26 protein-coding genes, 1 tRNA gene and 1 pseudogene are annotated in these 25,200 nt (G+C 49.5%); 14 read left to right on the top strand and 14 right to left on the bottom strand.

All coding sequences use genetic code 11. The features are described from left to right. Positions 1–8 precede the first annotated feature (8 nt). Entirely contained in the window at positions 9–902 is an 894-nt protein-coding gene (locus LVQ79_RS01600) for a LysR family transcriptional regulator (RefSeq protein WP_232863658.1), read from the bottom strand. Between the two features lie 148 nt (positions 903–1,050). On the opposite strand from LVQ79_RS01600, the gene LVQ79_RS01595 reads away from it, so the two are divergent. Then, positions 1,051–1,842, top strand: a complete 792-nt coding sequence (locus LVQ79_RS01595) for an SDR family oxidoreductase (RefSeq protein ID WP_232863657.1) — start codon at positions 1,051–1,053, stop codon at positions 1,840–1,842. A gap of 123 nt (positions 1,843–1,965) precedes the next feature. Beyond that, positions 1,966–2,085: pseudogene (locus LVQ79_RS22535) on the top strand (multiple stress resistance protein BhsA); the annotation flags it as partial. 6 nt (positions 2,086–2,091) lie between these two features. Here LVQ79_RS22535 and LVQ79_RS01590 read toward each other — a convergent pair. After that, positions 2,092–2,166: transfer RNA gene (locus LVQ79_RS01590), tRNA-Gly, on the bottom strand. A 650-nt stretch (positions 2,167–2,816) separates the two neighbouring features. On the opposite strand from LVQ79_RS01590, the gene ttcA reads away from it, so the two are divergent. Further along, positions 2,817–3,752, top strand: coding sequence for a tRNA 2-thiocytidine(32) synthetase TtcA (ttcA, locus tag LVQ79_RS01580; RefSeq protein ID WP_232863656.1), 936 nt, complete (start codon positions 2,817–2,819; stop codon positions 3,750–3,752). Positions 3,753–3,794: 42 nt separating this feature from the next. Here ttcA and ynaL read toward each other — a convergent pair whose 3' ends face one another. Beyond that, the gene (gene ynaL, locus LVQ79_RS22635; protein ID WP_277813390.1) at positions 3,795–3,947 is read right to left on the bottom strand and encodes a proline-rich small protein YnaL; all 153 of its coding nucleotides are present in this window, start codon (positions 3,945–3,947) and stop codon (positions 3,795–3,797) included. Between the two features lie 264 nt (positions 3,948–4,211). Further along, positions 4,212–5,195 carry a zinc transporter ZntB gene (gene zntB / locus LVQ79_RS01575; protein ID WP_232863655.1) on the bottom strand — a complete coding sequence of 328 codons (984 nt, stop codon included), beginning with the start codon at positions 5,193–5,195 and terminating at the stop codon, positions 4,212–4,214. A 217-nt stretch (positions 5,196–5,412) separates the two neighbouring features. Between zntB and LVQ79_RS01570 the strand changes: the two genes are divergently transcribed. Beyond that, positions 5,413–6,501: a GGDEF domain-containing protein gene (locus tag LVQ79_RS01570; protein ID WP_232863654.1), complete on the top strand. Its 1,089-nt coding sequence runs from the start codon at positions 5,413–5,415 to the stop codon at positions 6,499–6,501. 13 nt (positions 6,502–6,514) lie between these two features. Next, positions 6,515–6,613, top strand: coding sequence for a YoaK family small membrane protein (locus LVQ79_RS01565; protein ID WP_151993583.1), 99 nt, complete (start codon positions 6,515–6,517; stop codon positions 6,611–6,613). A gap of 72 nt (positions 6,614–6,685) precedes the next feature. Here LVQ79_RS01565 and LVQ79_RS01560 read toward each other — a convergent pair whose 3' ends face one another. After that, the gene (locus LVQ79_RS01560; protein ID WP_232863653.1) at positions 6,686–8,305 is read right to left on the bottom strand and encodes a peptide ABC transporter substrate-binding protein; all 1,620 of its coding nucleotides are present in this window, start codon (positions 8,303–8,305) and stop codon (positions 6,686–6,688) included. A gap of 253 nt (positions 8,306–8,558) precedes the next feature. On the opposite strand from LVQ79_RS01560, the gene mpaA reads away from it, so the two are divergent. Beyond that, positions 8,559–9,266: a murein tripeptide amidase MpaA gene (gene mpaA / locus LVQ79_RS01555; RefSeq protein WP_232863652.1), complete on the top strand. Its 708-nt coding sequence runs from the start codon at positions 8,559–8,561 to the stop codon at positions 9,264–9,266. A gap of 7 nt (positions 9,267–9,273) precedes the next feature. On the opposite strand, the gene ycjG is transcribed toward mpaA, so the two are convergent. Then, positions 9,274–10,239, bottom strand: coding sequence for an L-Ala-D/L-Glu epimerase (gene ycjG / locus LVQ79_RS01550; protein ID WP_232863651.1), 966 nt, complete (start codon positions 10,237–10,239; stop codon positions 9,274–9,276). A gap of 150 nt (positions 10,240–10,389) precedes the next feature. On the opposite strand from ycjG, the gene tpx reads away from it, so the two are divergent. Continuing rightward, a complete protein-coding gene (tpx, locus tag LVQ79_RS01545; RefSeq protein WP_151993587.1) occupies positions 10,390–10,896 on the top strand; it encodes a thiol peroxidase in 507 nt (168 codons plus the stop codon). A gap of 111 nt (positions 10,897–11,007) precedes the next feature. Here tpx and tyrR read toward each other — a convergent pair whose 3' ends face one another. The 7 genes from tyrR to pspA form a co-directional block, all read right to left on the bottom strand. After that, the gene (gene tyrR, locus LVQ79_RS01540) at positions 11,008–12,570 is read right to left on the bottom strand and encodes a transcriptional regulator TyrR (protein WP_232863650.1); all 1,563 of its coding nucleotides are present in this window, start codon (positions 12,568–12,570) and stop codon (positions 11,008–11,010) included. A gap of 158 nt (positions 12,571–12,728) precedes the next feature. Continuing rightward, positions 12,729–13,799, bottom strand: coding sequence for a YcjF family protein (locus LVQ79_RS01535; RefSeq protein ID WP_232863649.1), 1,071 nt, complete (start codon positions 13,797–13,799; stop codon positions 12,729–12,731). After that, complete coding sequence (locus LVQ79_RS01530) at positions 13,796–15,193, bottom strand: YcjX family GTP-binding protein (protein ID WP_151993590.1); 1,398 nt, start codon at positions 15,191–15,193, stop codon at positions 13,796–13,798. Before LVQ79_RS01530 ends, LVQ79_RS01535 begins: the two co-directional genes overlap by 4 nt. A 123-nt stretch (positions 15,194–15,316) precedes the next feature. Next, on the bottom strand, positions 15,317–15,547 hold the full coding sequence (pspD, locus tag LVQ79_RS01525; protein ID WP_064511601.1) for a phage shock protein PspD: 231 nt from the start codon (positions 15,545–15,547) through the stop codon (positions 15,317–15,319). A gap of 45 nt (positions 15,548–15,592) precedes the next feature. Continuing rightward, positions 15,593–15,952: an envelope stress response membrane protein PspC gene (pspC, locus tag LVQ79_RS01520; RefSeq protein WP_064511602.1), complete on the bottom strand. Its 360-nt coding sequence runs from the start codon at positions 15,950–15,952 to the stop codon at positions 15,593–15,595. Further along, positions 15,952–16,179 carry an envelope stress response membrane protein PspB gene (pspB, locus tag LVQ79_RS01515; RefSeq protein ID WP_034455459.1) on the bottom strand — a complete coding sequence of 76 codons (228 nt, stop codon included), beginning with the start codon at positions 16,177–16,179 and terminating at the stop codon, positions 15,952–15,954. The genes pspC and pspB overlap by 1 nt, the downstream gene beginning before the upstream one ends. Before the next feature lie 62 nt (positions 16,180–16,241). Continuing rightward, a complete protein-coding gene (pspA, locus tag LVQ79_RS01510) occupies positions 16,242–16,913 on the bottom strand; it encodes a phage shock protein PspA (RefSeq protein WP_151993591.1) in 672 nt (223 codons plus the stop codon). Between the two features lie 173 nt (positions 16,914–17,086). Between pspA and pspF the strand changes: the two genes are divergently transcribed. From pspF to sapF, 6 genes are all read left to right on the top strand, one after another. Further along, a complete protein-coding gene (gene pspF / locus LVQ79_RS01505; protein ID WP_232863648.1) occupies positions 17,087–18,070 on the top strand; it encodes a phage shock protein operon transcriptional activator in 984 nt (327 codons plus the stop codon). Positions 18,071–18,244: 174 nt separating this feature from the next. Further along, on the top strand, positions 18,245–19,885 hold the full coding sequence (gene sapA, locus LVQ79_RS01500) for an ABC transporter substrate-binding protein SapA (protein WP_151993593.1): 1,641 nt from the start codon (positions 18,245–18,247) through the stop codon (positions 19,883–19,885). Continuing rightward, a complete protein-coding gene (gene sapB, locus LVQ79_RS01495) occupies positions 19,882–20,847 on the top strand; it encodes a putrescine export ABC transporter permease SapB (RefSeq protein ID WP_151993594.1) in 966 nt (321 codons plus the stop codon). The genes sapA and sapB overlap by 4 nt, the downstream gene beginning before the upstream one ends. Next, the gene (gene sapC / locus LVQ79_RS01490) at positions 20,834–21,724 is read left to right on the top strand and encodes a putrescine export ABC transporter permease SapC (protein WP_134182414.1); all 891 of its coding nucleotides are present in this window, start codon (positions 20,834–20,836) and stop codon (positions 21,722–21,724) included. Before sapB ends, sapC begins: the two co-directional genes overlap by 14 nt. Continuing rightward, positions 21,724–22,716: a putrescine export ABC transporter ATP-binding protein SapD gene (gene sapD / locus LVQ79_RS01485; RefSeq protein ID WP_232863647.1), complete on the top strand. Its 993-nt coding sequence runs from the start codon at positions 21,724–21,726 to the stop codon at positions 22,714–22,716. Before sapC ends, sapD begins: the two co-directional genes overlap by 1 nt. Beyond that, positions 22,716–23,522 carry a putrescine export ABC transporter ATP-binding protein SapF gene (gene sapF, locus LVQ79_RS01480; RefSeq protein WP_064558754.1) on the top strand — a complete coding sequence of 269 codons (807 nt, stop codon included), beginning with the start codon at positions 22,716–22,718 and terminating at the stop codon, positions 23,520–23,522. Before sapD ends, sapF begins: the two co-directional genes overlap by 1 nt. 51 nt (positions 23,523–23,573) lie before the next feature. On the opposite strand, the gene LVQ79_RS01475 is transcribed toward sapF, so the two are convergent. After that, a complete protein-coding gene (locus LVQ79_RS01475; protein ID WP_232863646.1) occupies positions 23,574–23,984 on the bottom strand; it encodes an SRPBCC family protein in 411 nt (136 codons plus the stop codon). A gap of 282 nt (positions 23,985–24,266) precedes the next feature. Here LVQ79_RS01475 and fabI point away from each other — a divergent pair, with 282 nt between their 5' ends. Continuing rightward, positions 24,267–25,058, top strand: a complete 792-nt coding sequence (gene fabI, locus LVQ79_RS01470; protein WP_064558757.1) for an enoyl-ACP reductase FabI — start codon at positions 24,267–24,269, stop codon at positions 25,056–25,058. Positions 25,059–25,200 lie beyond the last annotated feature (142 nt).

The following is a 25,200-nucleotide window of genomic DNA, read 5'->3' as shown; positions in this document are numbered from 1 at the left end:
CGGACCCTTTATTCCTGATAGCGAAGTGCATCGATCATCAGCGCAAAAGCTGGCGGATGCTGCTTACGGCTCGGGTAGTAAAGATAATATCCGGGGAAAGACGGACACCAGTCCTGCAGAACCTGAATAAGCTCTCCTGACTTTATATAATCCTGCACCCTGTCTTCAGGTATACAGGCGATGCCAAAACCGGATAAAGCCGCATCAATTCTTTCCGCCTGCAGATTAAACGTTACCTGCCCTTCCACTCTGACCCGTAACGGTTTCCCATCCTTCTCAAACTCCCAATGGTAAAGTCCACCGGCAGTCGGCAGGCGCATATTGATACACCGATGGTTTTGTAGCTCGTGCGGTGTTTCGGGTACGGGGCTAGCGGCAAAATAGGACGGTGCTCCCACCACTGCCATACGCATTTCCGGTCCAATCCTCACCGCGATCATATCCTTATCTACGCTTTCGCCAAGGCGGATCCCCGCATCAAAACGCCCCTCAACAATATCGACAAAACCGTTATCAACCACTAGTTCGAGATTGATTTCCGGATATTCCCTGAGGAAGGATTTTAACTTCGGCCATACCAGACTTCGCGCGGAATGCTCCCCGGCAGATAAACGGATATTGCCGGAGGCACTGCCGTTCAGTTGAACAAGCGATTCGAGCTCCTGTTCAAGATCGGCAATACGGGGTTCAAGGCAGGCAATAATTCTTTCACCGGCTTCTGTAGGGGCAACGCTTCGGGTAGTGCGGGTCAGAAGGCGGATATTCAGCCTTTCCTCCAGGGCCTTCATCGCGTGGCTGAGTGCAGACTGAGAAACGCCCAGTTTGCCCGCTGCTTTGGTAAAACTTCGCTCCCTTGCCACCACAAGAAAGATTTGCAGTTCGTTGAAGTTTTCTTTGAGCATCGGCGATTTCCTTATGGAGGCATTCCCTTCATCGCACACTCATGAAGGGTGTTCATAGACACAATCATTTTAGCCCTATTACTGACAATAATGATAATTGATATTCTGACCGTATCGAAAATAAGTCTGAATTATCAGAAGGTTTATCATGAAAATACTCGTTGCAGGAGCGACAGGAAGTATTGGTCTTCATGTCGTGAATACCGTTATTGAAATGGGCCATCAGACCGTCGCTCTGGTCAGAAATAAACGCAAAGTGAAACAACTTCCTCGTGGAACGGATGTGTTTTACGGCGATGTTTCAATGCCTGAAACGCTCACCGATTTGCCGAAAAATATTGATGCCATCATCTTCACTCTCGGTTCCGATGGTCAGGGTCGTATTGGTGCCAGAGCGGTAGATTACGGCGGAGTGCGCAATATTTTACGAATATTCAAGGATACGCCTGTTCGTATCGGCCTAATGACCACAATTGGCGTGACTGAACGACTCAGCACCTGGAATCAACGCACTGAGGTTCATGACTGGAAAAGACGTGCCGAGCGTCTGGTAAGGGCGAGTGGTCATCCCTATACCATCGTCAGGCCCGGCTGGTTTGATTACAACAATGATGATGAACACAGAATCGTTATGCTTCAGGGAGATCGTCGCCATGCAGGAACACCGGAAGATGGTGTGATATCCCGGGAGCAAATAGCCCAGGTTCTGGTCAGTGCTCTGACTAACGACGCGGCAAGAAATAAAACGTTCGAGCTGGTGGCTATACCAGGAGAAGCACAGCAGGATCTTACCCCACTGTTTGCAGACCTGCAGACTGATGATCCACAAAAAAATGATGGGGTTCTGGACATAGACAATATGCCTCTGCGTGAAGAACCTGACTGCATTATTAACGAGCTGAACCTGTATTCAAAAAAATTAACCAATCTACAACCCTGACAATTTTGTCATATAGCGGTCAGTCTCATGACAGCTTAGGTTTGTATATTTGAATATACAGACGGATGAAGTTACTCCTGATAAAACCCAGTTTCAAACATATTGTTAAATGAGGTGCTAGATATGAAAACACTACTTATTACTACTTTGGTCATGGGATTTATATCAGTGAATGCCGCCTCTGCTGCTCAGGAAATTGATCATGCAGATGGGAAACTAAAGATGGGTAGACTTCAGGAGAGTTTAGTTTGGAGCGGTCAGCGGGAATCGAACCCGCATCATCAGCTTGGAAGGCTGAGGTAATAGCCATTATACGATGACCGCTTTGGTCCGCCACCGGAGCCTCGAACCCCGTACTACAACCTATGATTGCCGCTCTTCCCGATGAGCTAGTGGCGGTTTGGTAATACTACCGACACATTAGATTTAATAATCGCACACTCTGAAGAGGGTTAACGGCCGGCGCGGCATAATACATAAGTGAAATTACCCATGCAATCTATAAGTATTTATTGAGGTGGTATTTTCATGCTACTGATTATTATAACAACAATTGCGCAGAAATAAGCCAACTGAGCAAGAGAGTTCGCATGTGCTGCGTATTTAATCATTTTGAATACGCGAAGAGACAACCGCAACAAATACGCTTCATTTTTGTTCCCGGAATCTGGCTGGATGAGCAAAAACCTTCCTCAATTTAGCCCGGATGGAACGCAGCTGTAAAACGTGCTGGCATTCGCCGTGGCAATCCGTACCATACACGCCACACTTATGCATGCTGGATGCTTAAAACGGGAAGAAACCCGCCATTTATCGCCAGCCATATGGACCATGAAAATACCCATATGGTTTATGACATTGATTCAACCTGGATACAGGATATGAACGGCGATCGGTTCAGCATGCTAAACCAAAAACTCGCGCTATAGGCTGTGCCCCTGTGGTGCCCCTGAAACAACCGGCAAATCAATAAAATGCAAGATAAACAAGAAATTACAAAGAAAGATCAATACAACCTGAACAAATTACAGAAGCGCCTGCGTCGTAACGTGGGTGAAGCGATCGCTGATTACAATATGATTGAAGAAGGCGACCGTATTATGGTCTGCCTGTCAGGCGGTAAAGACAGCTACACCATGCTGGAAATTCTACGAAACTTACAGCAAAGCGCGCCGATTAATTTCAGCCTGGTGGCCGTTAACCTCGATCAAAAACAACCGGGCTTCCCTGAGCATATCCTGCCTGCGTATCTGGAAAGCATTGGTGTTGAGTACAAAATTGTCGAAGAGAACACTTACGGTATCGTTAAAGATAAGATCCCGGAAGGCAAAACTACCTGTTCTCTGTGCTCTCGTTTACGCAGGGGCATCCTTTACCGTACTGCGACTGAGTTAGGTGCGACGAAAATCGCGCTTGGTCATCACCGTGACGACATCCTTCAGACGCTGTTTCTGAATATGTTCTACGGCGGCAAGATGAAGGGTATGCCACCAAAATTGATGAGTGATGACGGGAAACATATCGTCATTCGTCCGTTGGCTTATTGCCGTGAGAAAGACATTGAGCGTTTTGCAATTGCTCGTGAATATCCGATCATTCCTTGTAACCTGTGTGGTTCGCAGCCGAATCTGCAGCGCCAGGTCATTGGTGAAATGCTGCGTGACTGGGATAGACGCTATCCTGGCCGTATCGAAACCATGTTCAGTGCTATGCAAAACGTTGTGCCTTCGCACATGTGTGACACGGAACTGTTCGATTTTAAAGGCTTGCAACATGGTGCTGAAGTCGTTAATGGCGGAGATTTAGCATTCGACCGCGAAGAGTTGCCGATGCAACCTGCAGGCTGGCAGCCAGAAGACGAAGACAGCGAAACCCCTCTGCAACGCCTCGATATCCTCGAAATCAAATAATCCTCTCTTCCCTCTCTCGCCTGAGAGAGGGAAAACTCTACTCTAACTATGCGGTGGTGGCTCGATAATCGGTCTTTGGTCGGGATCTAGTGGTGGGTCTGGTATCGGCTGCGGTCTTGGGATCGGGTCAGGTACTGGAGTAGGTTCACTCGGAAACGACGGGTCACTCATATTTAATCTTCGATAAACAGTCATCACTGCCTCCTGTAAATACTCCTTTTAAGCATAGACCACATATTGCAGACAAAAAAAAGCCGACTAATAGTCGGCTCGTACGAATCAATTGTGCTATGCAGTAATTCTAAAAAAGGAAGTAAGACAATATGGAGCGCAACGCCCATCGCTTGACGTTGCATTCACCTGCGAGAGAGATATTGCCTTGAACCGGCGTTCCATTTATTGACCTTGCTCAACTATAGCCGCCTTTTTTAGCCTTCATAATGTTAAAAATGTTAAATTTTACAGCCATTTACTACGATGTAACCACCAGGCAACACCGCCTATAAGAACCACCAACATGATACAAAACAGGCTGAAGCCAAAATGCCAGCCGCCGCCAGGAATACCGCCCAAATTCACACCAAACAGCCCTGTCAAAAAAGTGCTGGGCAAAAAAACCATTGCCATTAGTGACATGGTGTAGGTTCTTCTTCCCATAGCTTCCTGCATAACCTGAGCAATTTCATCGGTCATAACCGCAGTGCGCGCGATACAAGCATCAATTTCATCAAGCCCACGCCCTAACCTGTCGGAAATATCCTGCATACGACGACGATGATCATCAGTCATCCAGGGTAAACGCTCACTCGAAAGGCGCGCATAAACATCTCGCTGAGGTGCCATATAACGGCGCATGACGATTAACTGTTTACGCAGTAGAGCAAGGTATCCACGCGGTGGAATTTGCTGGTCCAGCAAGTTATCTTCAAGGTCGATGATTTTGTCATGCAGCTGTTCAATAAATTCACTTGCGTGATCGGTCAGCGCATCGCAGACATCCACTAACCAGCTTCCACAATCGAGTGGGCCAGCGCCTTCCTTAAGATCGTTCACCACATCATCAAGAGCCAAAACCTGGCGCTGACGCGTTGACACAATAAGCCGCTCATCAATATATAAACGCATGGCAACAAGTTGGTCCGGGCGTTCATCGGTACTGCCGTTAATGCAGCGCAACGTAATCAACGTGCCCTCGCCAATGCGCGTCACTCGCGGACGCAGGCTCTCTCCCGCCAGGGCATCACGAGCATAATTTGGCAGCAGCGGCGTAGTTGCCAGCCAATTTGCACTTGCGCTATTGGTATAGTTCAAATGCAACCAACCAGGATGTTCGGCATCAATGGTATCGGTATCCTCAATGGTATCGACCCCGCCTTTACCATCCAATTGCCAGGCGAACACGGCATCCGGCACATTTAACTGGTATCCCTCAATGGTTTCCACTGCATTATCTCCACGTGTTACCACAATATTGTTGTCAGTCTAGCCGTCTTCTTTTGTTATGTAACTCGGAAAAATATTCAAACACGCTGAATTTGCTGAATAAAAAATGTTACATTTCCGCAGTTTTTTAGACCCAATCATGCCTCGCGGCATTCGGAGATGATGTTTGTCAGAAAGACGTAGGGCTTCACCCAATTTAGACCTCCGCCTTAAGACCATGCGCCAACGGGCAATCACTGTCAGTGGCCCGTGGTTTCTATGGATTAATTTGTTGTTCTGCTTATTTATTTTAGGCAGGCATTACTTCTCGTCCTCGCAGCAAATCGCCAGCGTTACGGCATCAGTACCCATACTGGAAATCCTTATGGGGCTAATTCTCGCAGTCTCATCATCAGCCATTTTCATTTTGCGCATGGCACACGATCAACATGCCGAGTGGTTAAGCAAATTTCTGTACGGGGCATTGCTTTGTATCAGCGCATTATGGGTAGGATGTTTTTATGTATTCCTGGCAAGCGGCGATTCGCGGATTGTTTTCCCCTTTGCAGCATTGCTGATTTTCACTGCGCTAATTTCACTTTATTTTGATGGCCGAGTTTTACTGAGTTTCACCCTGCCAATCTGGATCTCGATTCTGGTCTGTAATTTTATTTATCCCTCTGATCTGACCGTACTGAATGCGCTTCTCTATCTTCTTCTGGCGGGGCTTTTTGAGTCTGGCCGTCGAATCTTGCGTGGCTGGTTTGTGTTGGCGATTAGTCGTGAGCAAGAAAATAGAGAATTGATTAAACGGCTACAAGACCTGGCGAATAATGATCCACTTACAGGTATTGCCAATCGTCGATCTTTTCATCTTCTTCTCGAAAAGGCTATGCAGCGCCAGCAACTATGCGGTATGCCACTTTCATTGATTATGCTGGATGTCGATTACTTCAAGAAGTACAACGACCATTATGGCCATCAGGCTGGTGATGAATGTCTGGTGAAAATCGCTCAATGTCTGGTGGATGCTACTCGTTCAACACATGACGCTGTTGCTCGCTTTGGCGGAGAGGAGTTTATTATTTTACTACCCGATGCGCAGGAGCAGCAGGCAATTGAAGTAGCTGAACGAATCAGGCGCAACCTACAGGCCCTCTCTATCCCGCACGCAGCCTCACCCGTAATGCCTTATGTTACTATCAGTCTCGGTATCGCCACTCTGATACCCGGAACCACCTCGACACGCCTTATCGCACAAGCAGATGCCGCGTTGTATAAAGCAAAAGAAAATGGCCGCAACCGGTGGCAAACATACCAACACTAGCAAAGAGAGAAAAATGAAAATTGGCGTACTGTTTCCAATAGCAATCATTGTTGCAGCGATTGTATTTATCACCTGGTTTATTGCTGGTGGCTACGCGACATCCGCTTCTTGATAGAGCAAACGACAGTGAAGAATAAGCCGGTCAGTTGCGTAACTGACCGGCATCACTGAAGGATGGGCTAATCTAGTGAGCCACGATATACATCGTGCGGCTATATGCGACATCTTCAGGGTTATTAATTGGATAACCTTTCAACCATGGCTTGATTAAACGGCCATTGGTGTACTGATAGATAGGCGCTATTGGCGCTTTTTCCTGGATGATTTTCTCAGCCTGGTTGTAGTCTTTATTGCGCGCTTCATCCGTAGTTTCCTGGCTCGCTTGCTGCAGAATTTTGTCATATTCCGGCGAGTTGAAGCGTGAGATATTGCCGCTATGGGATGACGTTAGCAATGACAGGAAGGTAGAGGGTTCGTTGTAGTCACCTACCCATGAAGCGCGGATAACATCGAAGTTACCGGTGTTACGGCTATCGATATATGTCTTCCACTCCTGGTTTTGCAGCTTCACATCCACACCCAGATTTTTCTTCCACATTGAAGCCACTGCAATAGCAATCTTCTGGTGGTTTTCCGAGGTATTGTACAAAAGGGTGAGTTTAAGCGGATTGGTCGGTCCGTAGCCCGCGGCCTGCAATAAAGTTTTCGCCTGCGCATTAGCCTCTTCCTGGCTCATTTGCTCAAACGGCGAAGTTTCCGGTTTAAAGCCAGCGGTTACATCCGGAGTAAAACGCCACGCAGGTTTTTCGCCAGTCCCCAGCACTTTTTCAGCCATGATATGACGATCAATAGTCATACTCAGGGCAAGGCGCACTCGTTGATCGGCGGTCGGGCCTTTTTGGGTGTTGAAAGCGTAATAATACGTTCCCAACTGCGGCGGGGTGTAAACCTGGCCTGGGATGTCTTTTAGCAATTTCTGGTAGAGGTTTTTCGGGAACGATTCAGTAATATCAATATCTCCCGCCAGATAACGTTTCGTTGCCGAAGACTCTTGGTTGATCGGAATAAACGTCACTTGGGTAATAACCGTTTTGCTATTATCCCAATAATGAGGGTTCTGTACCGCCACCAGCTTTTCGTTAACGATGCGATCTTTAAGCGCGTATGCACCGTTACCCACCAGATTACCCGGCTTAGTCCAGTCGTTCCCAAATTTCTCAACTACAGCTTTAGGGACCGGGTAGAACGAGAAATTGGCCGTAAGATTTGGGAAATACGGTACTGGTTTATCCAACTGAATTCGTAGCGTTCTGGCATCAACTGCCGTCACACCCAACTTATCAGCAGGCATTTTTCCATCAATGATGGCTTGTGCGTTGTTAATACCAGCAAGAGCTGCGAACCATGCAAATGGTGAGGTGTTTTTAGGGTCAACCAGACGCTGCCAGCTATAAACAAAATCTTGCGCTGTTACAGGTGTCCCATCAGACCAACGCGCGTTATCACGCAGAGTAAAGGTCCAGGTGCGGTTATCATTGCTTTGCCATTTAGTCGCAACACCAGGTTCTAGTTGCCCTTTCTCGTTTTGATTCACCAGCCCTTCAAAAAGATCACGGATTACCTGAATTTCTGGTAACCCTACTGCTTTGGCTGGGTCAAGAGACGCAGGCTCATCTTTAATATGGCGAACCAGACTCTGGTCGGCGGCAAGTTTAGTACCAGCGGGGACATCTGCCGCCCAGGCGTTAGAAAAGAGGCTGGCGATAGCTAACGCACAACAAGTAGTCAAAAAACGCTTTTTCATGTTTTACCCTTATGAATAATTTTGTTTGGGACAGCACTACGCTCACGCCAGTGACAGAGAAACAATGTAACGCAATCAACTGTTTTGCCAATAACTAAAATAAATAACGTGACGAAAATCGCCTCTGCGGTAGGTTTTTGTGAACAATAGCGTAAAGGCTGAACTGGTCTGACAGGAGATTGTTTCTGATGAGTTTTATTTAAATCACTGCTATTACTATCAGCAATAAAAAATAGAACTTTTAAGGAAAACTATGCCAACCCACCGCCCCCGTTCGCAACGTGGCCATTTGCCACAAGGTTCTGAACGTTATGGGAAATCCGTTTTCGGCGCACCGCTTATCTGGTTCCCAGCTACACCGAATGAGCAACGCAGCGGCTTAATTATTGCGGGAACGCACGGCGATGAAAATGCTGCCATGGTTACGCTTTCTTGTGCGTTACGCACGCTGAAACCTGAACATCGACGCCATCATGTGGTTTTAGCCGTAAATCCTGACGGTTGCCAGCTCGGTTTGCGCGCTAACGCCAATGGTGTAGACCTGAATCGTAATTTCCCCGCGGCCAACTGGAAATCAGGTGATACGGTTTATCGCTGGAACAGTAGCGCGGATGAACGTGATGTGGTGCTCTCTACAGGTAAAAAACCGGGTTCTGAGCCAGAAACGGCGGCGCTATGTCAGTTGATCCACACGCTGAAACCCGCATGGATTGTCTCGTTCCACGACCCGTTGGGCTGCATTGAAGATCCTGATAATTCGCCGCTTGGCGCATGGCTTGCGAAGGAGTTTGAATTGCCGCTGGTCACCAGTGTGGGCTACGAAACGCCGGGCTCTTTTGGAAGCTGGTGCGCAGATTTGGACTTGCCCTGTATCACCGCAGAATTCCCGCCCATCTCGGCTGACGAAGCGAGTGAGCGGTATCTGGATGCCATGATGGGCTTGTTACACTGGCAAAAATAATTTCCCGTTACGGATAAAGTTTACCGGTTTCAAAATGCAACCCTGGTTCGACGTCCACCGCGAGCCAGGTTGGGCCATCGAGATCGGCAAAACGGACTTTCGCCGCCAGCGGTAATGCGGCGGCGATAGCTCGGGAAGTACACAACATACAGCCCAACATCACATCAAAACCTGCTTCACGAGCGGCTTGCGTTAAGGCCAGCGCTTCGGTTAAACCCCCGGTTTTATCCAGCTTCACGTTCACCATTTCGTAGCGCCCTTTCAGCTCGGCCAGACTTTCACGGGTATGGCAGCTTTCATCGGCGCAAATGGGTAGCGGATGGATGAAATTCGATAACGCTTTGTCCTGCCCCGCTGGCAGCGGCTGTTCAAGCATCGCCACATTCAGGTCTGCCAGTAACTGACAACGCGCCGCCAGCCCTTCACTTTTCCAGGCTTCGTTGGCATCCACGATGATCACCGCTTCCGGCACGGCGGCACGAATCGCCACCATACGCTCGCTAATCAGTCGGTCGTCAATTTTGACCTTTAGCAGGCGCGCGCCTTTATCCCACAGCAGTTTGGCCGCCGCTGCCATTTGTTCCGGCTCGGCAATACTCACCGTTTGCGCGGTTGTAATCAGTTCCGGGAGTTCGATACCCGCAATATGCGAAAGCGTGCGCTGATTGCGACGAGCGTCTAAATCCCATAACGCGCTATCGACGGCATTACGCGCAGCACCCGCAGGTAGAACATCCTGCAATTGCGCACGCGTCATCCCTTTTTCCAGTTGAGGTATAACCGTGGTGATTTGCGCCAGCACCGATTCCACGCTTTCGCCATAACGCGGATACGGCGTGCACTCGCCCACTGCTTTGATACCGTCCTCTTCCAGCTCAATCACCACAACCACCGCTTCGCTGCGGGTTCCGCGTGAAATCACAAACGGCGTGTGCAGCGGCCATGCTTCCTGGTAAACCTTGACTGATCTCATTATTGTTTTGCCTGTCGTCGTTGTTTGTATCCTCCGCAGAGTATAGCCAGCGAACACTTTTACTTGCACTATCAGTTTTTTATATTCAGACGATGAATACTGACATACACTGTCGGCGGCGTTAATTATATGTAAAAAGGAAAATCAAACATGTCACAAATCGTTCATTTCCAGGGCAACCCTGTAGCGGTTGCAGGTCAGATCCCACAAGCTGGCAACAAAGCAGAAGCTTTTTCTTTAGTCGCAAAAGATCTTTCTGATGTTGCACTGAGCCAGTTCGCCGGAAAACGTAAAGTACTGAACATTTTCCCAAGCATCGACACTGGCGTTTGTGCGGCATCCGTGCGCAAATTCAACCAACTGGCAACTGAAATGGAGAACACCGTTGTACTGTGTGTTTCCGCGGATCTGCCATTTGCACAGTCTCGCTTCTGCGGCGCAGAAGGCCTGAGCAACGTTGTTACTCTGTCTACTCTGCGTAACCCAGAATTCCAGCAAGCTTATGGCGTTGGCATTTCGGAAGGCGCACTGAAAGGCCTTACGGCTCGTGCCGTTGTGGTTCTTAATGAGCAAGATGAAGTGGTATTCAGCGAGTTAGTGAACGAAATCACTAACGAGCCAGATTATGCTGCAGCACTGGAAGCCCTGAAGGCTTAAGTGTTAACAAGGGTGGTAAACTTTTTTGTCGGATGACGCTGCGCTTATCCGACCTACGAAGAGATTTATCATCAGTGTGAATGCCCCCGAAATCAGGGGGCATTGTTTTTTTTAATCTTCGGTTTTACGCTGGCTCAAACCATATTCACGTAATTTGTTCGCAATCGCCGTATGTGACACACCCAGGCGTTTTGCCAACTTACGCGTACTTGGATAAGTACGATAAAGCTGTGTCAGTACCGAGCGCTCAAAGCGGCTGGTAATATCATCTAACGACCCTTCCATCGCCTCTTCGCCAACAGCCAAACTGACGGTGTCAAAATCAGGCAGCACAATATCTTGTGGACGCAATTCATAACCTTCCAACTGTGTTAATGCGCGATAAATTGCATTTTTCAACTGGCGCACATTTCCCGGCCATCCGTAACGTGTAAGCATATTACTCAGGTCATTTGCCAATTTCGGGCGCGGTACCCCTTGTTCATCGGCAAATCGTGCTACAAACAGTTCGGTCAGGGGCATGATGTCTTGCGGGCGATCACGCAAAGGCGGCAGATTCAGCGTCAGTACATTCAAGCGATAATAGAGGTCCTCACGGAACTCCCCTTTTTGTACCATTTCAACGAGGTTCTTCTGGGTGGCGCAAATCACGCGGACATCAACATGTACTTCGTGTTCTTCGCCCACACGGCGGAAAGTCCCATCGTTGAGAAAACGCAGCAGTTTAGTTTGCATACGCGGCGACATCTCACCAATCTCATCCAACAGAACCGAGCCACCGTTCGCCTGCTCGAAGAAGCCCTTTTTCCCTTCGACGGCATTGGCGTAAGCGCCTGGCGCGTGACCAAACAATTCGCTTTCTACAACATCGTCTGGCATCGAACCGCAGTTCAGCGCCAGATAAGGTTTCTGCGCGCGTGGGCTGCCAAGGTGGCAAGCGTGAGCCAGCAAATCTTTTCCGGTGCCTGTATCGCCAACAATCAGCAGCGGCGCATTCAGCAGTGCCAGTTTATGAGCCTGATCAACCACATGGCGCATTTTTGGGCTGACGGCAACAATCTGACTGAAAGCGCTGACATCAGTGTTAGAGATATTTTGTAGTTGGCGACCCATACGCACCGTGGAGCGCAGCATAACAACAGCCCCCACCAGTGAAGACTCTTCGTTTTCACTATCCAGATGAACCGGCGTGATTTCCATCAGGAAGTTCTGCCCGTTGATGACCACATGTTCGGTATGCGATTCGGCCGGAGAACTTTCAAGCCAACGCATAAAATTGAAACCATTCACAAGGCTTGCGGCATTATGGTTACGCAACTTGTCTTCGTTTTGTCCGAACAGCGCACAACTCGCTGGGTTTGCCAGCTCTACTTTGCTTTTCATATCCAAAGAAAGAACCGGCTCTGGCAGCGCTTCAAGCAAAGCACTCAGCGCACGATGCTCACGTTCGGAAGGCATCCACGGCACGGTACGCACATCCGTAACGCCCGGGATTCGCCGAATTTCAGCCATCAGACTGCTGAATGAGTCAAATTCAAGTGTCGAGAAATTCAGGTAAATTCGCCCAATTGGATCAATTTCGATTCCTCGCAAATCGATACTACGCAGCACAAGTAAATCAAGTAATTCTCGAGTCAGACCAAGGCGGTCCTGGCAAAAAACTTCCAGACGCATGGAGGTGTCCTTCAATTGCAATAAGCTGAGTCATTGGGTGGAGTGATGATACTCCAGATAACGAATGGTCAGAAGAGATGTGTTAAGAAAAGTTGACAGATAAGTCGCTGAATGGGGGCAATGCCGTAAAGCTAAATGCTCACGGCATTGCCTGTTTGTTACTCTACAGGTCTGGTTTTACTTTTACTTATTGTCTCTTTGAGCTGAACCAGCAACTGCTTGCGGAAGTCACCGAGTTTCGGTTTGTCGCCTTCAATCCATGGCAATGGGCGGCAAAGCTCCATTGCTTTGATCCCTAAGCGGGCAGTCAGCAAACCAGCACCAATGCCCTGCGCAGCACGCGTCGAAAGTCTTGCCGCCAGATCCTGGCCTATCCAGTCCATACCGACTTCACGCACCAGTTCACTGGCTCCGGCAAAGGCGATATTCAACAATACCAGACGGAACAAACGGATACGGCTGTAGTAACCTAATTCTATGCCATAAACCGTGGCAATACGGTTTATCAGGCGCAAGTTACGCCAGGCGATAAACGCCATGTCCACCATCGCCAGCGGGCTGACGGCAATCATCAGCGTGGATTCAGCAGCCGAGCGGCTGATTTCCCGGCGCGCCTGGTTATCCAACACTGGCTGGACCAAACGGGCGTATAGCTCCACTACTTCACGATCGTTTTGCGTTTCATGAATCGCGGCGTACCAGCGTTGCAGTGCAGGATGCCCGTGATCAAGCCCAGCCTGGCGCGCGAGTTTTTCGCAGAAGGCTTTACCCTTCCCCATGCCGTGGCTATGCATCAAATCACGCGCTTCGTCACGTTCTTCAGCACGCTGGCGCAAACGCCATAAACGTCGCCACTCTGTCGCCACTGAGCCCACACCGGCAGCAATAATCAACCCGCCAGCAATGCCGCCTCCGAGAGCAATCCAGTCCTGGGTAACATAAGCGGTATGCGTCCACTGAATGCCTTGCGCCACCACGCTGACGCCAAACAGCCCAAGCCCGACCTGAACCATGCGCCGCCACAGGCTGCGTTTCGGGCGCAAAGCCGCTTCAATCACGGCTTCTGCTTGGCCGCCATCGTCAACGTCAACCTCATCAAACGTGTTGAGCGCTGGAGTAAACTTCTCAGCCTCCGGCTCGCTGAAAGCATGTGGCGCTTTGTAGATATCTTCTTTTTCCACATCCAGTGGTTGTGCGAAATCGATACGCGGTTTTAATGGTTCGTTCATCGCAATTTATCCCCGATTAAAAACTCCAGCGCCGCGTCCATCCGAATGTGCGGCATTGGCTTGTCCACATCCATCACTTGCGGACGGAACTGTTCAAACTGAAAACCTTGTTTCTCCCAGAAAGCACTTCCTGGTAAACGCGCCGGAACTTCGCCAGGGTAGACGGTTAGCGGTGCGCCATCACTTAAACGGTTACCACGCAATGCCGGGATTTGCTCACCTTTCACGTCAACCAGGCCACTTTGTGTTGCCTGAACTGACGCAAGCCCCATGCAGTCCATGTCGATACCTTCAAACGCGGCATTCTGCCAGGCGTCCTGCACCAGTTGCTGTAGTAACGACACCATGTTGGCGTGCTGATCGACGGTCACATGGTCGGCCTTGGTGGCAGCAAATAAAAGTTTGTCGATAACCGGCGAAAACAGGCGACGAAACAACGTGCGCTGGCCGTAATGGAAACTTTGCATCAGTTGCGTCAGCGCGAGGCGCATATCGTTGAATGCTTGCGGGCCGCTGTTGAGAGGCTGAAGACAATCCACCAACACAATTTGGCGGTCAAATTTAAGGAAGTGGTTCTTGTAGAACCCTTTGACCACTTTTTCACAGTAGTAATCAAAGCGTGTCCGCAACGTGCCGATATTGGTGGTTTTGTCTGCCTGAGCGAGTTTCGACTCGCCAATGCTATCCACATCTGGCCACGGGAAGAATTGTAACGCCGGAGCGCCAGCCATATCACCAGGTAACACAAAACGACCGGGTTGGATAAAATGCAGACCTTCTCGTTTGCAGTGCAGCAGATATTCAGTCCAGGCCTCTGCAATTGCAGCAAGGCGGTTTTCATCGGCAGGAGCCAGCGGATCCAACCCTTCACATAGTTTGCGCCACTGCACCGACCATTCAGCGCGATCTCCTGTCAACAGACTTGTCATCTGGCGCGACCAGCTCAGGTAATTTTGCGCAAGCATCGGCAAGTCCAATAACCACTCGCCAGGATAATCGACAATTTCCAGATATAGCGTTGATGTGTCTTTGAAATGGCGCAGCAGTGAATCGTTAGAACGATAACGCAGCGCGAGGCGCATTTCGCTAACACCGCGGGTTGGAGTCGGCCAGTTCGGTGGAGAGCCGTACAACTGCGCCAGACCTTCGTCATAGGTAAAACGTTGAATACCTAAATCACGCTGTGGCACACGTTTAACGCCAAGCAGGCGTTCTTCACGCACCGCATTAAGCAACGGCAAACGCGCGCCGTTATGCACGCTCAATAATTGATTCACCATCGCGGTGATAAAAGCCGTCTTACCGCTGCGGCTTAAACCGGTTACGGCAAGACGTAAATGTCGGTCCACACCCCGGTTCATCAGGGCATTTAGTTCATTCTTGATTCTGTTCATATGCGTCCTGGTTGCGCCCGTTGTCTCTCAACTGAGGAGAATCTTCACTGATTGTAATAAATATGGGTAGTTAATACCGAATCAATGGCAAATGAATTGAAAATCAAAAGTGTGGAGAAAAGATTACTTTGCAGTGCCACCTTGAGTGCGAGCAGAAATTTTGCGCAGTACTCGTGCCAGCAGGGGCTCAAGGGTTAGCGCCAGTAGCATTTTCAATGGACGGCGCGCTACGGATTTAACTGCCCAACCCGCGACGCCTGCAGGGCCGTAGCGCAGGGCGGTCAGCAATACTAACTTACCGACAATTTTCAGGCCCGGCTTAGCCTTGTTCGCAGCCGTCTGGAATTTAGACATGGTTTCTCCCGATTACAACGGGGGCAATCGCCCCCATAGAGAACATTAAAGCTGACGGAAACGGCTACGTAACGTGAAGGTATCAGAGGTTATATAGCGTTCCATAGAACGTAAACGCTGCTCCCCTGCCGCAAGTTCAGCATCAACTTCGTCGAGCAAATCGCGCGTAGTCGGTTGAGGAGTTGCCTGGTCGGCACCCGCAGGCATTGGGTCAAGGATAAAGGTCAGTGCGATGTAGGCCACCATCACAAAGAAAAATAGGCCAAAGATCATCGCTAATACGGTAATCAGGCGTACCAATTTGACTGGCACATCAAGGTATTGCGCGATACCCGCGCAAACCCCCTTCACCATCCCTTTTTCAGGGATACGCCACAATTTACGACCGGAAATTGAGTTCACCATTATTTGTCTCTCCAGTTCGGATGTTCTGCATCAAGGATCTGCTCCAGCGTCTGAATACGTTCGCGCATACGGCGTGATTCATCAGTTAGCTGCGCCAGCCGCTGTTGCTCGCCCTGAGAGAGCTGCCCGCCATTCGCGGCACGGTTGTTGTAGTGCAACCACAGCCAGATGGGGGCGACAAACAACACAAATATGGTTAACGGAATGGCAAGAAAAAGCGCGCTCATGTGTACTCCTTTTACAAGTCAGGCCAGCTGCGGCGCGCCATGCACGCCGCAGTTAAAGTGAATTACCCACGTTCCTGGTTATTCATTTTAGCTTTCAGCGCAGCCAGCTGTTCGCTGATCTCGTCATCGGCTTTCAGTTCAGCAAACTGTGAATCGAGATTTTTCTGTTTACCAAAGCTGTGGCTTTCCGCTTCTGATTCCATCTGGTCAATACGGCGTTCAAAAGATTCAAAACGAGCCATTGCTTCATCGATTTTGCCGCTATCCAACTGGCGACGAACATCGCGTGAAGAAGAGGCTGCTTGATGGCGCAGCGTTAACGCCTGCTGGCGCGCGCGGGTTTCGCTGAGTTTATTCTCAAGCTCGCCAATTTCTTTTTTCATGCGCGCCAGGGTTTCATCGACATGCACCACTTCATCTTCCAGGGTGGCGATCAGGTCGGTCATTTTTTGTTTTTCGATCAATGCCGCACGCGCCAGATCTTCTTTATCTTTACGCAGCGCCAATTCTGCTTTGTCCTGCCATTCAGCTTGCTGTGCAGTTGCTTGTTCTACACGACGAGAAAGCTGTTTCTTTTCAGCCAGCGCACGAGCCGAGGTAGAGCGCACTTCAACGAGTGTGTCCTCCATTTCCTGAATCATCAGGCGCACCAACTTCTGTGGGTCTTCTGCTTTCTCGAGCAGTGAGTTGATGTTGGCATTCACGATGTCGGCAAAACGAGAAAAAATACCCATAATTCAATCCTCTTTAGTCATTATTTCAGGTGCCCGGCACCTTGCTCGAATTGAATATTGCAAGCGGCGTGCCAAATTTTTATCTTATTGATTTTAAACATAATTATTAAATTTGACTCATTAAACATAACGTTTATAGTGGTTATATTCACTAACTATTGGTTAATTTAATCATGGCAGATAGCAAAGATAACCTGATTGGCGAAGCGAACAGCTTTCTTGAAGTACTGGAACAAGTCTCCCGCCTGGCACCACTAGAGAAACCGGTGTTAGTGATTGGCGAGCGTGGAACAGGTAAAGAGTTGATTGCCAATCGCCTGCACTTCCTTTCGCGCCGATGGCAAGGACCCTTTATCTCCCTGAACTGTGCCGCACTTAACGATAACCTGCTTGATTCAGAACTTTTCGGTCACGAAGCCGGAGCTTTTACCGGCGCTCAGAAGCGCCATCCAGGCCGCTTTGAACGCGCCGACGGCGGTACGTTGTTTCTTGATGAACTGGCAACCGCACCCATGATGGTGCAGGAAAAACTGTTACGCGTCGTGGAATACGGTGAGCTTGAGCGTGTTGGCGGCAGCCAGCCGTTGCAGGTCAATGTACGATTAGTTTGTGCGACCAACGCCGATCTGCCAAAACTTGCTGAAGAAGGGAAATTCCGCGCTGATTTACTCGACCGTCTGGCATTTGATGTCGTGACACTTCCCCCGCTACGTGAGCGTCAACCCGATATCATGTTGATGGCCGAACATTTTGCGATCACTATGTGTCGCGAATTGCAGCTCCCTCTATTTCCTGGATTCACCGAAGAAGCGCAATTAACACTGATGAATTATGCCTGGCCGGGCAATATCCGTGAGTTAAAAAACGTGGTGGAACGCTCGGTTTATCGCCATGGATCCAGTGAGGAACCTGTCGATGAAATCATCCTCGATCCCTTTGCGCGGCAACCTGTAACTATTGTAAAAAGTAGCGAATCGCAGCAACAAACCTTGCCTATGGATTTACGCGCCTGGCAAAATGATCAAGAGAAAACACTCGTTGAACAAAGCCTCAAGCAGGCGAAATACAACCAGCGTAAAGCCGCTGATTTGCTCGGGCTCACTTATCATCAACTGCGCGCCTTACTGAAAAAGCACCAAATTATGCTATCTGAATAGCTATCAGATTGAGTTTTTAGTCTCTGCGAAGGCCACTAACGCTGCAAAAAACAGCATCTCCCCGCCTTTTTTGCAGGCTTTGTTTATAAAAAAAGCAAAATAGCCTGACATATTTTGGGAAGCCCTCCAGAGTGCGATACACTTTGGCTATCACCCGAGAAAACTCAAAAACTTATGCGCGGAATTGTCTCCTCCCTGTTACTGGCGGTTAGCTGCCTGAGTGGCGCGGCATTTGCTGCAACACCTATTGAAAAGCCAGCCGATATCCGTAACAGCGGATTTGTTTATTGTGTCAGCGGTCAGGTCAATACTTTTAACCCGCAGATGGCCAGCGGTGGTTTGACTGTGGACACCCTTGCCGCACAGTTATATGACCGGTTGCTGGATGTTGATCCGTACACTTATCGCCTGGTGCCAGAATTGGCCGAGAGCTGGGAAGTATTGGATAACGGTGCGACTTATCGTTTTCATCTGCGCTCGAATGTTCAGTTCCAGACCACCCCATGGTTTAAACCTACTCGCGCACTCAATGCCGACGATGTGGTTTTCAGCTTTCAACGAGTGTTTGATCGTAAACACCCGTGGCATAACGTTAACGGCGGCAACTACCCTTACTTCGATAGCCTTCAATTCCCGGACTCAGTAAAAAGTATTCGCAAGCTTGATAGCAACACCGTTGAGTTCCGACTGGAAAAGCCGGATGCCTCTTTCTTGTGGCATATGGCTACACATTACGCATCCGTGATGTCTGCAGAATATGCAGATCAACTGACTAAGGCCGACCGTCAGGAGTTAATGGACCGTCAGCCGGTTGGCACAGGGCCATTCCAGATAAGTGAATATCGCGCGGGGCAATATATTCGCCTCGCACGCCATCCGAAATTCTGGCGCGGTGTTCCATTAATGCCACAAGTTGTTCTGGATCTGGGTTCAGGTGGTACAGGGCGTTTATCGAAACTGATTACTGGCGAATGCGATGTACTGGCCTATCCAGCAGCCAGTCAGTTGACGATTTTACGTGATGATCCGCGATTGCGGCTTACTTTGCGTCCGGGAATGAACATTGCTTATCTGGCGTTTAATACCAACAAAGCACCATTGAATAACCCAGCAGTACGTCATGCATTGGCACTGGCCATCAATAACCAACGCCTGATGCAGTCGATTTACTACGGTACAGCCGAGACAGCCGCCTCTATTTTGCCGCGCGCTTCCTGGGCTTATGACAGCGACTCCAAAATTACCGAATACAACCCGCAGAAAGCTCGCCAGCAATTAAAAGCGCTCGGACTTAACAACCTTGAATTGCGTCTATGGGTTCCAACTAGCTCTCAGGCATGGAACCCAAGCCCGTTGAAAACGGCAGAGCTTATCCAGGCGGACATGGCGCAAATTGGGGTGAAGGTCATTATTGTTCCTGTCGAAGGCCGTTTCCAGGAAGCTCGCTTAATGGATATGAATCACGACTTAACGCTTGCAGGTTGGGCAACAGACAGTAACGACCCTGATAGTTTCTTCCGCCCCATGCTTAGTTGCGCCGCGATCCGATCGCAGACCAACTATGCTCGTTGGTGTGACCCTAAGTTTGATGAAGTGCTGCAAAAAGCGTTGTCGTCTCAGCAGCTGGCCTCTCGCATCGAAGCTTACCGCGAGGCTCAGGACATTCTGGCCGAACAATTGCCCGTGCTGCCACTGGCGTCATCACTGCGCTTGCAAGCCTATCGCTACGACATTAAAGGGCTGGTGCTAAGTCCGTTTGGTAATGCATCGTTTGCGGGTGTTTCCCGTGAGAATGTTGAGGTGAAAAAACCATGATTATTTACACTCTGCGCCGCCTGCTATTGCTGCTGGTGACGCTGTTTTTTCTGACCTTTATCGGTTTTAGCCTCAACTATTTTACCCCTCATGCCCCACTGCAAGGTGCATCACTGTGGAATGCGTGGGTTTTCTGGTTTGAAAGTATTATGCATTGGGATTTCGGCGTATCGAGCATTAACGGTCAGTCGATCAATGAACAGCTGCGTATTGTTTTCCCTGCCACCATGGAACTGTGCATTCTGGCATTTGGCCTGGCATTACTGATAGGTATTCCGGTGGGAATGCTGGCCGGTATTATGCGCAATAAGTGGCAAGACCGGCTGATAAGCGCTCTGGCACTGGTTGGTTTTTCTATTCCTGTATTCTGGCTAGCCTTGCTTCTAACGATGTTTTTCTCGCTAACATTAGGTTGGTTGCCCGTTTCCGGACGCTTTGATTTGCTTTATGAAGTGAAATCAGTGACTGGTTTTGCGCTGGTTGATGCCTGGCTATCGGACTCTCCTTATCGCGAAGAGATGATCGTCAGCGCCATACGTCACATGGTGCTGCCAGTGGTGGCATTAGCCGTCGCACCGACCACTGAAGTGGTGCGCCTGATGCGTATAAGCACGATTGAAGTGTTTGACCAAAACTATATTAAGGCAGCTGCAACCCGTGGTTTATCACGCCTGACAATTCTTCATCGTCATGTGCTGCACAACGCGTTGCCTCCGGTCATTCCACGCCTCGGCCTGCAATTCTCAACCATGTTAACTCTGGCGATGATCACTGAAGTTGTGTTCAGTTGGCCGGGCCTTGGGCGCTGGCTTATCAACGCAATTCGCCAACAAGACTACACGGCCATTTCTGCTGGCGTTATGGTCATTGGCTCATTGGTAATCATTGTGAACGTTATTTCCGATATTTTGGGTGCCATGGCAAACCCTCTGACACATAAGGAATGGTATGCCTTACGATAGCGTCTATCGCGAGAAGCGACCGCCGAGCACTCTGCGCCTGACATGGCGAAAATTTTACGGCGATACTACGGCGATGATCGGCCTATATGGTTGTGGCGCTTTGGTGCTGCTGTGCATTTTTGGTGGTGTTTTTGCCCCCTACGGCATCGACCAACAGTTCCTGGGTTATCAACTGTTACCACCTTCATGGTCACGCTATGGCGATGTCTCTTTCTTCCTGGGTACAGACGATCTGGGGCGTGATGTGTTAAGCCGCCTGTTAAGCGGTGCTGCACCAACAGTTGGCGGTGCGTTTGTCGTTACGCTTGCTGCAGCAGTATGCGGCATTATTTTGGGCGTGTTTGCCGGTTCAACACATGGCCTTCGCTCTGCTGTACTCAACCATATCCTCGATACGCTGTTGTCGATCCCGTCGCTTCTTCTGGCAATTATTGTCGTGGCGTTTGTCGGGCCACATTTGTTGCACGCTATGTTTGCCGTCTGGCTCGCCCTGCTGCCGCGGATGGTGCGTTCTGTTTATAGCGCTGTACACGACGAGCTGGAAAAAGATTACGTGGTTGCCGCACGCCTTGATGGTGCATCGACACTGAATATTCTCTGGTTTGCAGTGATGCCAAATACGGCGGCGATTCTGGTGACTGAGATTACCCGTGCGCTATCCATGGCGATTCTGGATATCGCTGCACTAGGATTTTTGGACCTTGGGGCACAACTCCCATCACCGGAATGGGGCTCGATGTTGGGTGACGCACTGGAGTTGATTTATGTCGCTCCGTGGACAGTAATGTTGCCTGGAGTGGCTATCATGATCAGTGTGTTGCTGGTCAACCTGCTGGGCGACGGTTTACGCCGCGCAATCAATGCGGGGGTGCAATAATGCCATTACTTGATATTCGAAACCTGACCATCGAGTTTATGACCTCCGAAGGTTGGGTAAAAGCCGTCGACCGCGTCAGTATGACTCTGAATGAAGGGGAAATCCGTGGCTTAGTAGGCGAGTCCGGCTCAGGAAAAAGTCTGATTGCAAAAGCGATTTGCGGCGTCACCAAAGACAACTGGCGCGTCACCGCCGACCGTATGCGGTTTGATGACATCGATCTACTGCGCCTGAGTTCACGCGAGCGTCGTCGGCTGGTCGGCCACAACGTTTCGATGATTTTCCAGGAACCACAGTCGTGTCTGGACCCATCAGAACGTGTCGGGCGTCAGTTGATGCAAAATATTCCCGGCTGGACCTATAAAGGCCGCTGGTGGAAGCGATTTGGCTGGCGCAAACGCCGGGCCATTGAGTTATTACACCGTGTGGGGATTAAAGATCATAAAGATGCGATGCGTAGCTATCCCTACGAGCTGACTGACGGTGAATGTCAAAAGGTGATGATAGCCATCGCCCTTGCCAACCAACCGCGTTTGTTAATTGCGGATGAGCCAACCAACGCGATGGAACCAACCACGCAGTTGCAAATTTTCAAACTGCTGACGCGGTTAAATCAGTACAACAACACCACGATTTTGCTGATCAGCCATGATTTGCAGATGCTGAGCAAATGGGCCGATAAAATTAACGTCATGTATTGTGGGCAAACCGTGGAAAGCGCAACCAGTGAAGAGCTGATTGCCACCCCGCACCACCCTTATACACAGGCGCTTATCCGCGCGATTCCTGATTTTGGCAGCCCGATGCCGCATAAAAGCCGCCTCAATACCATGCCGGGTGCGATTCCTTTACTGGAACAGTTGCCGATGGGGTGCCGACTAGGGCCTCGCTGCCCTTATGCACAGCGTGAATGTATTGAAACACCTCGCTTGATGGGGGCAAAGACACATCTTTATGCCTGTCACTTCCCGCTGAATATGGAGAGTCAGTAATGGTCGAAACGCTGCTCGAAGTTCGAAATTTAAGTAAAACGTTTCGCTATCGAACCGGCTTATTCCAGCGCCAGCATGTTGATGCCGTAAAACCGCTGAGTTTCACTTTGCGTGAAAAACAGACGCTGGCGATTATCGGCGAAAACGGCTCTGGCAAATCGACACTTGCAAAAATGCTTGCCGGGATGGTTGAGCCCACCACTGGCGAAGTGCTAATAAACGATCATTTACTGCAATACGGTGACTATACCTACCGAAGCCAGCATATACGTATGATTTTCCAGGATCCAAGCACCTCGCTGAACCCGCGCCAGCGTATTTCGCAGATCCTCGATTTCCCACTGCGCCTGAACACCAACCTTGAGCCAGAAGCGCGTCACAAGCAGATTATTGAAACGCTCAGAATGGTGGGCTTGCTTCCCGATCACGCCAGCTACTACCCGCATATGCTGGCTCCCGGGCAGAAACAGCGTCTGGGTTTGGCGCGCGCGTTAATCCTGCGTCCCAAAGTGATTATCGCCGACGAAGCGCTGGCATCTCTTGATATGTCAATGCGTTCGCAACTGATTAACCTGATGCTTGAGCTACAGGAAAAACAGGGCATTGCCTATATCTATGTGACTCAGCATATCGGCATGATGAAACACATCAGCGATAAAGTGATTGTGATGCACCAGGGCGAAGTCGTTGAGCGTGGCAGCACCGCTGAAGTTCTTGCCTCACCGCTTCATGACCTAACCAAACGCCTGATCGCCAGCCATTTCGGCGAAGCGTTGACAGCAGATGCGTGGCGAAAAGATCGGTAAAGCCAACATATTAAGGGTGGATACCGTTCGCGATGATCCACCCTTAACACGTTATTTTTTCGCTTCAACATAGCGGGCAAAATTATCCAGAATAGCCTGCCAACCATTTTTCTGATGCTCGACGGGGTATTGAGTATCAGGGTCAAATTCGAGATATACCTTCACACCGCCCTCCTGCTTAGTAAATTCGACTTTCGCTTCCCGGTCACCAAAAGTGTATTCAATCAATTTATGCGGAATGATGTGGGTATAAACACCTGCAAAATCAAACCCCATACTGCCGTCCTTCGCTTCCATTCGTGATGAAAACTTTCCTCCGGGCTTTAAATCTACTTCTGCATTGACGGTATGCCAGTCTGCCGAAGCAGTATTCCATTTTTCAATATCTTGCGGGTTATTGTAGGTATCCCAGACTTGCTCAATGGGTGCATGAACCTGCGTTTCAACAGTGATTTTCATCATTTATCTCCGGTGATTATTTTACCAGGCAAGTGCGAATTAACACCCTAAAACATAGTATCCATCAGGCATGTCGGCAATGCGTCCGCCACGTCCTCCACACAACCATCTGTTCAGACCTCTGGTGACGCGATAACCAGTCGTTCAGCGTAAAAAAATAACCTGACACAACAGGCGTTGAGTGGGATATAATTTCACTTTCGTGTTGAAAAATTGTGACCAGTCATCGTCAACTTGATGATTATAAAGTCATAAAATTAGCAGAAACTATAAGGATTCAAAGCTATGGGTTTTCTTACCGGTAAACGCATTCTGATCACTGGCGTCGCCAGTAAACTCTCCATTGCCTACGGTATCGCACAGGCTATGCACCGCGAAGGTGCTGAACTGGCTTTCACTTACCAGAATGAAAAACTGAAAGGCCGTGTGGAAGGGTTTGCTGCAGATCTGGGTTCAAGCCTGGTTCTGCCGTGCGACGTTGCAGAAGATGCAAGCATCGAAGCGATGTTTGCTGAGCTTGCGAAAAGCTGGCCGAAATTTGACGGTTTCGTTCACTCTATCGGTTTCGCACCTGGCGACCAGTTAGATGGCGACTACGTGAATGCGGTTACCCGTGAAGGCTTCAAAATTGCTCACGACATCAGCTCCTACAGCTTTGTTGCGATGGCAAAAGTTTGCCGTGAAATGCTCAATCCTGGTTCAGCACTGCTGACTCTGTCTTACCTGGGTGCAGAACGCGCTATTCCTAACTACAACGTAATGGGCCTGGCTAAAGCATCTCTGGAAGCTAACGTGCGCTATATGGCAAACGCGATGGGTCCAGAAGGTGTGCGTGTGAACGGTATTTCTGCTGGCCCAATCCGCACTCTGGCGGCATCCGGCATCAAAGACTTCCGTAAAATGCTGGCGCATTGCGAAGCGGTTACCCCAATTCGCCGCACTGTGACCATCGAAGATGTGGGTAACTCCGCAGCGTTCCTGTGTTCTGACCTGTCTGCCGGTATTTCTGGCGAAGTGGTACACGTTGATGGCGGTTTCAGCATCGCTGCAATGAACGAACTGGAACTGAAAGACTAGTTCGGTTCATAACGTGGGCAGGCGTCTGTCTGCCCCGTTAACTCCCTCGCCTCACCCACAATCTTGCCTGTTAATTCTGAAATTCCTCACGTAGTTATACTTTTCCGATATTTATTATCACCGATCATTCTTTTGTCACCTC

Source organism: Buttiauxella cochleicola, assembly GCF_021282405.1.
GTDB lineage: Bacteria > Pseudomonadota > Gammaproteobacteria > Enterobacterales > Enterobacteriaceae > Buttiauxella > Buttiauxella massiliensis.
The sequence above is the reverse complement of the archived record's forward strand: the minus strand, read 5'-3'. Positions and strand labels throughout refer to the sequence as shown.